Here is an 11,744-nt window from a genome sequence, read left to right as displayed (position 1 = left end):
GCCCGTCACTTCGCATTGCAGCAGATGACGCGGCATAAGAGGCCGTTCCAATCGCCAAGGGTCCGCCAGCGCCATGCCCCCTATCCTTCTGCTCGACCTCGACGGCACCCTGGTGGACAGCGTCCCCGACCTGCTGGCCGCGCTCGATCGCCTGCTGGTGCCGCTGGGGGCCACGCCCTTCACCCGGGCGGAGGTCACCGCCATGGTCGGCGACGGCGTGCCGGCCCTGGTCAGCCGCGCCTTCGCTGCCCGTGCCATGCGCGAACCGCCCGAAGCCGCCGCCGCCTTCCTGGCCGACTACACCCCGCGCGCCGCCGAGCTCACCCGCCCCTTTCCCGGCATCGCCGCGATGCTGGGGGCGCTCAGTGATGCGGGCTGGCGCCTCGCGGTCTGCACCAACAAGCCGGAAGCGCCGGCCCGTGCCCTGCTCGGCAGCCTGGGCCTGGCGCCGCATCTCGCCGCGATTGGCGGCGGCGACAGCTTCCCGGTGAAGAAGCCCGACCCGCGCCACCTGCTGGCGACGCTGGAGGCGGCCGGCGGCCGGGCCGAGGCCGCGGTCATGCTCGGCGACCACGCCAACGACATCGACGCCGCCCGCGGCGCCGGCATCCCCGCGATCTTCGCTGGCTGGGGCTACGGCCCGCGCACCATGGCGGCCGATGCACCGGTCGCCGAGACGCCGGAGTCGGTGCCGGCGCTGGCCGGAGCGCTGCTCACGGCGCGGTGACCGGCGGCGTCGCGACGCCCTCCAGCTCGGCGCGCGCGGTGCCGAACCAGCGCGTGTCGAACTCCAGTCGCACCGGCACCGGCGGCAGAAAGGGGCTGACGGTGCCGAGCCAGGCGGTGCCGCCGAAGGGCCGCGCCGCATCGCCGCGCGGATCGCCGTTGCGGAAGCCGGCGACCACCCGCCCCTCGAAACCGCAGCGGAGCACCGTGCCGTCGAAACGGATCGAACGAACGGTCAGGCGCTCAACGCCTTCCGTCCGGCTGCGCCAGGCCTGCAGGCGCCGTCCATCGAAGGTGCTGGCGCGGGCATCACAACTGCCTTCCATCCCCGCCAGACGCATCATCCTAGCGAGCGCCGAGAGCGCATCGACGCTGCCGGGCAGCATCGCCTCCGGCACCGCCTCGCGCTCCACTTCGTTCGGAGGCTCGACCCGGCGCAGCAGCGGCCGACGGCCATCGAAATCGATATGCACATGCCGCGGCTCGCCCCGCAGCGTGCCGTCGGCGCGGTAGCGGCGGGGCACCGGCTCCGGCCCGCGCCAGCCGCCCTCGACCATCGTGACCTGGGTGCTGCGCGCGAAGAGCGCGGCCGCGCCCACGGTGCGGGTCGTCGCCTCGATCCGGTAACGATCATCCCCGAGATCGAGCCGTGCCGTCACCTCCATGATGCGAAGGCCTGCCGCATAAACCGTGTAGGTCAGGTCGACCGGCGCCGCCTCCGGCCGGCCGGGCAGCGTCAGCAGCAGCGTGGCGAGGAGGCGCTTGCGCATGGCGGTGGGCATGGAAGCACACTTGTCGAACGCCAGTCCCGCTCCCGCTTGACACCTCCTGGTGAGCGCCCTATCCGTCGCGGCCCCAGCGGGTGCGTAGCTCAGCGGGAGAGCATCGCCTTCACACGGCGAGGGTCACAGGTTCAATCCCTGTCGCACCCACCACTGGGATCCGCCGCGATCCCAGGGCAGCCGGAACCGGCCGCCGACATTTCGACAATTGTAGAAATTGTGGCTTGCCGGCAGCGCCCTTGCGCCCAAAGTTGATTTTCTTGGGCCCATTCGCCCGCAGGAGGATCTGCCGGAGATGGCGATGTCCGTGGCGCTGGTCGGCTTGGCCGGCGCGATCGCTTTGCTGCTCTGGGGCACGCATATGGTGCAGACCGGCGTGCAGCGTGCCTTCGGGCCGCGGCTGCGCTCGGCGCTGGGCCATGCACTGCGCAACCGGTTGCGCGCCGTCCTGGTCGGCGCCGGCGTCACCGCGGTCCTGCAGAGCAGCACCGCGACCGGGCTGATGGTCACCGGCTTCGCCGCCAGCGGCCTGGTGGAGCTGGTGCCGGCCCTCGCTGTGATGCTCGGTGCCAATATCGGCACCACGCTGATCGTCCAGCTCCTCTCCTTCGATGTCGCCGCCTTCGCGCCGGCGCTGGTGCTGATCGGCCTTATCCTCTTCCGCCGCGACGCCAGCCCGCTGCTGCACGACCTCGGCCGCGTCTTCATCGGCCTCGGGCTCATGCTGATGGCGCTGCATCAGATGCTGGGCATGCTGGCCACCTATGAGGACGCGCCCGGGCTCAGGGCGCTGCTCGGCGCCATCGCCTCGGTGCCGCTGCTCGACCTGCTGCTCGCGGCCATCGTCACCTGGGCGGTGCATTCCAGCGTCGCTGTGGTGCTGCTGGTCATGTCGCTCGCCGCCCGCGGCATCATCCCGATGGAGACCGCGATCGCCTTCACCCTCGGCGCCAATCTCGGCACCGCCATCAACCCGGTGATCGAGGGTGTCACCAGCCAGGATCCGGCCGCCAGACGCCTGCCGGTCGGCAACCTGCTGATCCGCACGATCGGCGCCGGCATCGCGCTGATGGCGCTGCCCTGGCTCGCGCGGCTGGCGGAAACCATCATCGCCGATCCCGGCCGCGCCGTGGCGGATTTCCACACCCTCTTCAACCTCGCCCTGGCAGCGCTGTTCTTCCCCCTGCTCACCCCCTTCAGCCGGCTGCTGCGCTGGCTGCTGCCGGCGCGCGCCGATCCGGCGGATCCTGCGCGGCCGCTCTACCTCGATCGCTCAGCGCGGGAGACGCCGATCGTCGCACTCGGCGGCGCGGCGCGAGAGGCGCTGCGCCTGGCCGATGTGCTGGAGGAGATGCTGCGCGGCGCCCGCGACGCGCTGTCCAAGGGCGACCGGAAGCAGATCGGGGAGACCAGGCGCCTCGACGATGTGCTGGACAGCCTCAACACCGCGATCAAGGCCTACCTGACCTCGATCGATACGGAGGAGCTGGGCGAGGCCGACCACCGGCGGCTGCACGCCATCCTGGCCTTTGCCATGAACATGGAGCAGGCGGGCGATGTCGTGGACCTCAACCTGCTGCCGCATGCCGCGAAGCGCCTGAAGCGCGGCCTTGCCTTTTCCAGCCATGGCGAGGCGGAGCTGATCGCGCTGCTCGACCGTCTCATCGCCAATCTGCGCGCCGCCGCCTCCCTCTTCATGACCGAGGATCCGCGGGCGGCGCGGCTGCTCGCTGCCGAGAAGGTCGCCTTCCGGGAAGCCGAGGGCGTGGCGACCGAAGCGCATTTCGCGCGACTACGCGCCGGGCGGCTGGATTCGGCGCAGACCAGCGCGCTGCATCTCGACCTGCTGCGCGACATGAAGCTGATCAACTCGCACATTATCGCGGCCGCCGCCTATCCGGTGCTGGAGCGCAACGGGGAGCTGCTGCCGAGCCGCATCGCCGCCCCGGGCGCCTGAGGCAGGCGACGATGGACGCCGCCTGCCCGGGGCGACTAGCCTCGCGCTCCATGACCGACCCACGCCTTGCCGAGATCGAGCATCTGCTGACCCACCGCGCCGACGGGCTTTATGGCCTGCACGCCGTGACCCAGCGCGAGCATGCGCTGCAGGCGGCCTGGTCGGCGGAGCAGGCCGGGCATCCGGCGCCGCTGATCGTCGCCTGCCTGCTGCACGATATCGGCCATCTGGTCCACGACCTCGGGGAGAACCCGGCGGCGGAGGGTGTCGATGACCGGCACGAGGCGCTGGGCGATGCCTATCTGCGCCGGCATTTCGGGCCGGAGGTGACCGAGCCGGTGCGGCTGCATGTCGCCGCGAAGCGCTATCTCTGCGCAACCGAGGAAGGCTACTTCGATCGCCTGGCGCCGGATTCGGTGCTCAGCCTCTCACTCCAGGGCGGGCCGATGAGCCCGGCAGAGGTTGCGGCCTTCCGTGCCCTGCCGCAGGCCGAGGCGGCGGTGATCCTTCGCCGCTATGACGAGGAAGCGAAGGTGGAAGGGCTCGAGACCCCATCCGTCGCGCATTTCATGCCGCTGGTCGCGGCCTGCCTGCGCCCGGCCTGAGCCGGCGCGGCCTACCCGACCTCGCTGATACCGTCGACGAGAATGAGGTTGCGGCTCAGGGCCTCGTCGCGGACAGCGAGGGCGGATGCGTATTCGGGCGACCGGTACCAGGCCCGCGCCCGTTCGAGATCCGGGAACTCGACCACGACGACGGCGTGGGGCGCCCAATCCCCTTCCAGAGGCTCGATCGGACCGCCGCGCACCAGGTAGCGGCCGCCATGCCGCGCGATCGAAGCGGCGGCACGGGCGCGATAGATTCGGAAGGCTTCCGGATCTTTGGCGGTGACGTCGGAGATGAGATAGGCGGGCATGGCATCCGGCTCCCGTGGGCGAGCCGTTGATGTGTGTCGCCGCAGCCGGCCGTGAACCCGATGGTATGAAGGCTGCGCCCGGCCGAAGCCGGGCGCAGTACGTCAGAGGATCAGCGGGCCGGCTGCGCGGGCGTCGCCGGGGCGGCCGGAGCGCCCTCCCCCCGATGCCGCGGCATCGGCGCCGGGCGGCCGCCGCGCAGTACCTCCTCGCGGGTCAGGGCGCCGTCGGTGTTCGCGTCCGCCACCCGGAACAGGGCCTGGGCGACCGGGAGCAGTTCCTCCATGGTCACGCGGCCATCCGCATTGGTGTCCACGAAGCGGAAGCCGCGCTCCACATTGGCGCGCATACGCTCCAGCATCTCCGGCCGCGGTGCCGGCCGGCCGGCGGGGCGGCGCGACTGCATATAGGCCATGAACTCGTCGACGGTGACGCCGCCGTCCCGGTTCTGGTCCACTTCCGCGAAGCGGGCCTGCAGCCAGGCACGGCCTTCGTCGAGCGTCACCCGGCCGTCATTGTTGGCATCGGCGCGGGCGAAGGCCTCGCCCAGCGCGAAGCCACCCATGCCGCCCCGCCGGCCGCGGTCATGGCCATGCTCTCCGCGGCCGTGCTCCCCTGCGCCGCGCTCGGCGGGCGGCGGAGGCGCTGGCTGCGCGATCGCGGCGCCGGCCAGCCCAAGCCCCAACACGCCCGCGAGAACCGCGATCTTTCCTGACTTCTGCATTCGTCTTCTCCTGTCATCTGCGACGATGACGACAGGGTGACGGCGGGCTGTAACAGGCCGATTGCGCGCGCCCCAGCAGGGCGCGACGAATCGTAACCAAACCCTCAGGAAACGGGCTTTTCGCCAAGATCCCACCACATTCCGGCGAAGGCGAGCAGCCCCTCACGCGCCGGGGCGACCAGCAGGTGCTCGTCCGGCCCGTGCTGCTTGCAGCCATTGTAGCTGTGCGGCACCCAGACCAGCGGCACACCGAGATGGTCGATGAAGACATCCCCCGGCAGCCCGCCCGAGGAGTTCGGGATGATCTGCACGGGCTTGCCGAGCGTCTTTTGCATGCTGGCCTGCGCCCAGCGCACCCAGGGATGATCAGGATCGGTGCGGCTCGCGGGCATGCGGACGAAGGAATTCTCGACGGCGACCTCCGGGAAGCCGGCGGCATCGAGATGGGCACGGATGGCCGCCGTGAAGCCGGCCGGATCGCTATCGACGGTGTAGCGGATCTGGCAATGCGCGCGGGCATCGGGTGCCACCGCGTTCACCGGGTTCTCCGGCCGGCCGCTGACCATCGCGAGCACGATCAGGCTGTTCCAGCCATAGATCTTCTCGGCCGAGGAGAGGCCGGGCTCGCCCCACCCGGCATCGATGGTCGCGGCATCGGCGCCGCCGCCGACTGGGCAACCATCCAGAACGGTGCGCACGGAATTCGGCAGGCTCGGCGGCAGGATGCCGCGCACCAGCACGCGGCCGTTGCGGTCCATCATGCTGGCGATCGCATGCGCCAGGATCACCGCGGGATCGCGCGTCAGCCCGCCCCAATGGCCGGAATGCACGCCGCCGTCGCGGAACTTGACCACCAGGTCGAAATGGAAGGTGCCGCGGGTGCCGGTCGCGATGGTCGGCATCGCCGGCTCGACCCGCGGCCCATCGGAGGCGATCAGCACGTCGGCCGCCAGCAGCCCGGCATTCTCCGCCACGAATTCCTTGAGGCCCTTGGAGCCGCGCTCCTCCGCCGTCTCGATCACCAGCTTCACGTTGAAGCCGAGCTTGCCGCCGCGCTCGGCGATCACCGCTTCCAGCGCCGCCATGTTGAGCGCGTGCTGGCCCTTGTTGTCGGCGGTGCCGCGGCCGTACCAGCGATCGCCTTCCTCGGTCAGTGCCCAGGGCTTCAGCCCGGCGCGCCACTGGTCCTCCAGCCCGCGCACGGTGTCGCCATGGCCGTAGAGCACGACGGTCTTGAAGGCCGGATCCTCGATGCGGATGCCGGTCAGGATCGGGCCGAAGCCGGGCAGCGGGTTCGGGTGGATCACGGTCTCGAAGCCGAGGCGCTGGGCCCAGGGGGCGATGCCCTCTTCGAGGTACTGCGTCAGGGCAGCTTCGGCGCCCGCTTCCTGGGAGGTGGAGGGGATGGCGACGAGGTCGCCGAGAAGCGCCTTGAAGTGGCCCTGGTCGAAGAAGATCGCGGCGCGGTCGAGCGCGCCCTGCCGGCTGGCCATGCGGAACTGTCCATCACTGGTGGTCGAAGGGCGCGGAGCATGGGCGCGACGGCGCCCTGGGTCCAGCCGGAGCGAGCGGCTTTCCGCTCTGGACAAGAGAACAAAACTGGAACATGACTCCCCGCCTTCTGCCAGCCAGGAGGTCCAGAATGGCCGACCCCGCACCCCCTCCGCAGATCGACGACAAGGTCCTGCGGAGCATGATGAACCTCATCGTCAATGCCGTGCAGGTGCATCGCCTGTCGCTGGACGAAGCTTGCGGTCGGGCCTGGGGATACGCCCACGCCTATCATGCCTGGCTGCCCGCGGAAGTCATCGACGCCGCCATCCGCCACTGCTGCGCAGAGCTGCCGCCGCTCGCGCCGCGCCATCCCGCGACCGCTGGCGCGCCCTGGCGTCCGGCTATCGCCGCCCGAGCATCTGGCGCGCGACGATCACCCGCATGATCTCGTTCGTGCCCTCCAGGATCCGGTGCACCCGGAGGTCGCGCACCAGCTTCTCGATCCCGTAATCGGCCAGGTAGCCGTAGCCGCCGAGGAGCTGCAGCGCCTCGTCCGCCACGCGGTGGCCGGTATCGGTCACGAAGCGCTTGGCCATGGCGCAGAAGGTGGCCGCGTCCGGCGCCCCGGCATCGAGCTTCGCCGCGGCGCGCCACAGCAGGGCGCGGCAGGCCTCCAGCTCCGTCCGCATATCGGCCAGGCGGAACTGGGTCGCCTGGAAATCGGCGACCGCCTTCCCGAAGGCTCGCCGTTCCTGCACATAGGCCAATCCTCGCTCGAGCGCCGCTTCGGCGCCGCCGAGCGAGCAGGCGGCGATGTTGATCCGGCCGCCATCGAGCCCGGCCATCGCGAAGCGGAACCCCTGCCCTTCCTCGCCCAGCAAAGCGGTGACCGGCACGCGCGCATCGGAAAAAACCATCGAACGCGTCGGCTGGGCATTCCAGCCCATCTTCTTCTCATTGGCGCCGAAGCTGAGGCCCGGCGTGTCCTTCGGGATCAGTAGCGCGGAGACGCCGCCCGGCCCCTCGCCGCCCGTCCGCACCATCGTGAGATAAAGGTCGGAGACGCCGGCGCCGGAGATGAACTGCTTGGCGCCGTTCAGCACGTAGTGGTCGCCATCCCGCCGCGCCCGCGTCGTGAGCGCTGCCGCGTCGCTGCCGGAGCCCGGCTCGGTCAGGGCATAGCTCGCGATCCGGGTCATCGCGATCAGATCCGGCAGATGCGCAGCGCGCTGCGCGTCATCGCCGAAGCGGTCGATCATCCAGGCGACCATGTTGTGGATCGAGAGAAAGGCGGAGATGGTCGGGCATCCCGTCGCCAGCGCCTCGAACACCACCGCGGCGTCGAGGCGGGTCAGACCCGCGCCGCCACTCTCCTCCCGCACATAGAGGGCGGCCATGCCGAGCGCCGCCGCCTGGCGCATCTCCTCGACCGGGAAATGGCGGCGCTGGTCCCAATCCTCTGCGCTCGGCGCCAGCACGTCGCGCGCAAAGGCGCGAGCGACGTCCTGCAATGCGCGGGTGTCCTCCGACAGGTCGAAGCCGGCATCTCTCGGCATGGCGTTCCTCCTGCCCCAGTCTGCGCCGGCCGCGGCGCCGGCGCTACTCGGCCGCGAGCGCCGGCGGGGTGCGGGCGGCCTCGGCGAGTGCGGCGATGCGCGGGCGGGCCTCGGCCAGGTTCTTCGCCTTGATCGGACCGTAGCCGCGGATGGCATCCCAGGCCGAGATCCAGGCGAGCAGGTCGGCCTCCGGCACATGGTGCGCCAGCAGGTCTTCCAGCCCGGCGCGGAACTCGCCCGGCAGGGCACGCTCCGTCCGGCGCTCCTCGGTGCGGCCGAAGGGGTCGAGCCAGGTGCCGCGCAGCAGCTTGCCATGCCGCAGCAGCCCCATGGCGCGCAGCATCCAGGGGCCGAACGCGCGCTTCACCGGCCGCCCGGTGGCCGGGTCTACCTTGGCCAGGATCGGCGGCGCCAGATGCATCACGATGCGCCTGGTGCCGGTGAAGTCGCGCCTGAGCCCGGCCTGCCAAGCGGTATCGGCATGCAGCCGCGCCACTTCGTACTCGTCCTTGTAGGCCATCAGACGATGGAGCTGATGCGCAATGGCGCGCGTCACCGCTTCCGATGCCACGCCCCGGACCTTCGCGACGAAGCCCTCATAGTCAGCAGCGTAGCGCGCGCTCTGATAGGCGGTGAGGTCGGCCACGCGATGCGCGATCAGCGCGTCGAGGGTCTGCGGCGCGGCGGGCGCCTTCGGCTCCTCCAGCGCCACGGCGCGGCCCTGCGCAAAGGCCGCCTTGTTGCGTGCGACGGCGGTGCCGTTCAGCTCCAGCGCCCGCTCGATGGCGGCGGCGGAGAGCGGCAGCAGCCCGCGCTGGAAGGCGACGCCCAGCAGGAAGACATTGACGAAGATCGCATCGCCGAGGTCGTCCAGGACGCGCTGCGTCGCATCCAGCGTCACCATCTCCCGCACCGCGCGGGCCAGGCTGTCGCGCATGCCGGCGGCGTCGTAGCGGGTGTCGGTGTTGCGCACGAACTGCGCGGTCGGCGCCAGCGCCACATTCACCACCGCCGCGCTGCGGTCGTTCGCCAGCAACGGACGGGCGTTGAGCCCATGCGCCACCACCATGTCGGCGGCGATCATCAGGTCGGTCTGGCCTTGGCCGATGCGCGGGCCGCGCAGCGTTTCCGGCGCCGCACCCTCCGCCCCGATGCGGAGCTGGGCATAGACGCCGCCGCCCTTCTGCGCGAGGCCGAGCTGGTCGATCGAGCGGACCGGCCGGCCTTCCAGATGCGCGGCCTCCGCCAGGATCGCGGAGAGCGCCGTCACCCCTTGCCCGCCAACGCCCGCCAGCAGGATGTTCCAGGCACCGTCACGCAGCGCCGGAGCGACGGGCTCCGGCAGCGCACCCGGCATGATGGGCGCCGCCGCCTTGGCAGGTTCGGCACCTTCCAGGCTGACGAAGCTCGGGCAGAAGCCGTCGAGGCAGGAGAAATCCTGGTTGCAGGCGCTCTGGTCGATCTGGCGCTTGCGGCCGAATGCCGTCTCCAGCGGCTCCACCGCCAGGCAGTTCGAGGCGCGGGAACAATCGCCGCAATCCTCGCAGACCCGCGGATTGATGACGACGCGCTTGGTCGCCTTGGGTGCGGTGCCGCGCTTGCGGTGGCGCCGCCGCTCCGTCGCGCATTCCTGGTCGTAGAGGATGGCGGTGACGCCCTTCATCTCCCGGAGCTCGCGCTGGATGGCGTCGAGGCGGGAGCGGTGGTCGAAGGTGACGCCGGCCGGGATCATGGGGTCGCCGCGGTGCCGGTCGGGATCATCGGCGACGATCGCGATGCGCTCCACGCCCTCGGCACGGAGCTGGGCCGCGACCCGCGGCACGCTGGTATCGGCTTCCGGCGTCTGGCCACCGGTCATCGCGACGGCGCCGTTGATCAGGATCTTGAAGGTGATGTTCTCGCCGGAGGCGATCGCCGCGCGGATCGCGAGGCTGCCGGAATGGGCATAGGTGCCGTCGCCCATATTGGCGAAGATGTGCTTGTCCTCGACGAAGGGCGCCATGCCGATCCAGGGCGTGCCCTCGGCACCCATCTGGGTGAAGAACTCCGCCTGCCGGTCCATGCGGGTGACGAGGAAATGGCAGCCGATGCCGGCCAGCGCGTGGCTGCCTTCCGGCACCCGGGTCGAGGTGTTGTGCGGGCAGCCCGGGCAGAAATAGGGATCGCGCAGATGGATCGGCGCCACGGCACCGGCCGCCAGCGCATCCAGGTCGGCGATGCGGCTCGCCAGGCGTTCGGTCTTCAGCGCCGGCGGCAGCCGCGCCTCCAGCACGCGGAGGATCTGCGCGGCATCGAGCTCGCCGAGGTCCGACAGCAGCGGGCGGCCTTCCGGCATCGCCTTGCCGGCGATGCGCGGGCGGTCCGGCAGGTGGTACAGCGCCTCTCGGAGTTGCGGCTCGATGACGGCGCGGCGATCCTCGACCACCAGCACCTCCTCGAGCCCGCGCGCGAAGCCGCGCGCTGCTTCGGCATCAAGCGGCCAGGCGAGGCCCACCTTCCAGAGCCGGAGCCCGGCATCGCGCGCCATGGCATCGTCGATGCCCGCATCCATCAGCGCCTGGCGCAGCACCGCATAGGCCTTGCCGCGCGCCGCAATCCCGAAGCGGGCATCGGGCGGGTCGATCACCATGCGATCGATGCCATTGCCGCGCGCGAAGGCCAGCGCATGCGGGATCCGGTAGTGGCGGTGCCGCCGTTCCTGCGCGACCCAGTGATCGCCGATGCGGATATGCAGCCCGTCCGGCGAAGCCTCCAGCCCGCGCGGCGGCAGGGTCGCGAATCGCGCGGCATCGATGCGGACGGAAGCGGCCGCATCCATGGTGTCGGCCACGCATTTCAGCCCGACCCAGAGCCCCGCGAAGCGGCTCATCGCGATGCCCTTGAGGCCGTATTCCAGCACCTCCGCCACATCGGCGGGATCGAGCATCGGCATCTCGAGGTCGATGAAGGCGTGCTCGGAGCCGGAGGTGACGGTGGAGGATTTGGCGGAAGGATCGTCGCCGGCCAGTGCGATGACGCCGCCAAGCGGCGCCGTCCCCGCCGAATTCGCGTGCCGCAGCGCGTCGCCGCTGCGATCCAGCCCCGGTGCCTTGCCGTACCAGATGCCGAAGACGCCCTGATACTTCGCGCGCTCCCGGAGCCCCGGCATCTGGCTGCCCCAGACCGCGGTCGCCGCGAGATCCTCGTTCAGCCCGGGCCGCACGACGATGTTGTGCTCGGCCAGCCGCGCCGCCTGCTTCGCCAATTCCTTGTCATAGCCGCCGAGCGGCGAACCTCGGTAGCCCGCGATGAAACCCGCAGTGTCGAGGCCGGCGGCCTGGTCCATCTCGCGTTGCAGCAGGGGAAGCCGGACCAGGGCCTGGATGCCGGTCAGCAGCACGGGCGCGTCGCGCACGTCCCACCGTTCCTCAAGCGTCGCCTCCGGGCGTTGGATGTTGCCCATCGCGCTGTCCCTCCTGGGCGGTGTGAAGCACCGTCCCTCCGCGGCGGCAGAGCGCCGCCTTTGCGGAGACGATACGCCCGCCCAGCCAGCGAAGTTTCCCGAATTCTGTTTTGCAGCGCCGAAGAAACAGAAGAAGATTCTGCCAGACA

The 11,744-nt window shown here is 70.8% G+C and carries 10 protein-coding genes and 1 tRNA gene; 5 read left to right on the top strand and 6 right to left on the bottom strand.

The genetic code is table 11. The annotated features are described in order from the left end of the window. The first annotated feature begins 73 nt into the window (after nucleotides 1-73). Complete coding sequence (locus tag GXW71_RS07810) at nucleotides 74-727, top strand: HAD-IA family hydrolase (protein ID WP_211851858.1); 654 nt, start codon at nucleotides 74-76, stop codon at nucleotides 725-727. Here GXW71_RS07810 and GXW71_RS07805 read toward each other — a convergent pair. After that, nucleotides 714-1,508, bottom strand: coding sequence for a DUF3108 domain-containing protein (locus GXW71_RS07805; protein WP_211851857.1), 795 nt, complete (start codon nucleotides 1,506-1,508; stop codon nucleotides 714-716). The genes GXW71_RS07810 and GXW71_RS07805 overlap by 14 nt on opposite strands. Before the next feature lie 78 nt (nucleotides 1,509-1,586). On the opposite strand from GXW71_RS07805, the gene GXW71_RS07800 reads away from it, so the two are divergent. The 3 genes from GXW71_RS07800 to GXW71_RS07790 all read left to right on the top strand — a co-directional run bounded on the left by GXW71_RS07800 (nucleotide 1,587) and on the right by GXW71_RS07790 (nucleotide 4,070). Further along, a tRNA-Val gene (locus tag GXW71_RS07800) sits at nucleotides 1,587-1,661 on the top strand. A gap of 142 nt (nucleotides 1,662-1,803) precedes the next feature. Then, complete coding sequence (locus tag GXW71_RS07795) at nucleotides 1,804-3,465, top strand: Na/Pi cotransporter family protein (RefSeq protein ID WP_211851856.1); 1,662 nt, start codon at nucleotides 1,804-1,806, stop codon at nucleotides 3,463-3,465. Nucleotides 3,466-3,515: 50 nt separating this feature from the next. Beyond that, nucleotides 3,516-4,070 carry an HD domain-containing protein gene (locus GXW71_RS07790; protein WP_211851855.1) on the top strand — a complete coding sequence of 185 codons (555 nt, stop codon included), beginning with the start codon at nucleotides 3,516-3,518 and terminating at the stop codon, nucleotides 4,068-4,070. Between the two features lie 11 nt (nucleotides 4,071-4,081). Here GXW71_RS07790 and GXW71_RS07785 read toward each other — a convergent pair whose 3' ends face one another. The 3 genes from GXW71_RS07785 to GXW71_RS07775 form a co-directional block, all read right to left on the bottom strand. Further along, nucleotides 4,082-4,381 (bottom strand): DUF1330 domain-containing protein, encoded by a 300-nt coding sequence (locus GXW71_RS07785; RefSeq protein WP_211851854.1) that lies wholly within the window; start codon nucleotides 4,379-4,381, stop codon nucleotides 4,082-4,084. 110 nt (nucleotides 4,382-4,491) lie between these two features. Then, complete coding sequence (locus GXW71_RS07780; protein ID WP_211851853.1) at nucleotides 4,492-5,103, bottom strand: EF-hand domain-containing protein; 612 nt, start codon at nucleotides 5,101-5,103, stop codon at nucleotides 4,492-4,494. 104 nt (nucleotides 5,104-5,207) lie between these two features. Beyond that, nucleotides 5,208-6,596, bottom strand: a complete 1,389-nt coding sequence (locus tag GXW71_RS07775) for a M20 family metallopeptidase (protein ID WP_211851852.1) — start codon at nucleotides 6,594-6,596, stop codon at nucleotides 5,208-5,210. Nucleotides 6,597-6,745: 149 nt separating this feature from the next. Here GXW71_RS07775 and GXW71_RS07770 point away from each other — a divergent pair, with 149 nt between their 5' ends. Continuing rightward, nucleotides 6,746-7,042 carry a hypothetical protein gene (locus GXW71_RS07770; RefSeq protein WP_211851851.1) on the top strand — a complete coding sequence of 99 codons (297 nt, stop codon included), beginning with the start codon at nucleotides 6,746-6,748 and terminating at the stop codon, nucleotides 7,040-7,042. Here the strand turns inward: GXW71_RS07770 and GXW71_RS07765 are convergent. Both GXW71_RS07765 and GXW71_RS07760 read right to left on the bottom strand, forming a co-directional pair. After that, on the bottom strand, nucleotides 6,999-8,153 hold the full coding sequence (locus GXW71_RS07765; protein WP_211851850.1) for an acyl-CoA dehydrogenase family protein: 1,155 nt from the start codon (nucleotides 8,151-8,153) through the stop codon (nucleotides 6,999-7,001). The two genes, GXW71_RS07770 and GXW71_RS07765, sit on opposite strands and share 44 nt — an antisense overlap. A 43-nt stretch (nucleotides 8,154-8,196) precedes the next feature. Then, the gene (locus GXW71_RS07760; RefSeq protein ID WP_211851849.1) at nucleotides 8,197-11,595 is read right to left on the bottom strand and encodes an indolepyruvate ferredoxin oxidoreductase family protein; all 3,399 of its coding nucleotides are present in this window, start codon (nucleotides 11,593-11,595) and stop codon (nucleotides 8,197-8,199) included. Nucleotides 11,596-11,744 lie beyond the last annotated feature (149 nt).

The organism is Plastoroseomonas hellenica (genome assembly GCF_018129085.1).
Classification (GTDB): domain Bacteria; phylum Pseudomonadota; class Alphaproteobacteria; order Acetobacterales; family Acetobacteraceae; genus Plastoroseomonas; species Plastoroseomonas hellenica.
The sequence above is the reverse complement of the archived record's forward strand: the minus strand, read 5'-3'. Positions and strand labels throughout refer to the sequence as shown.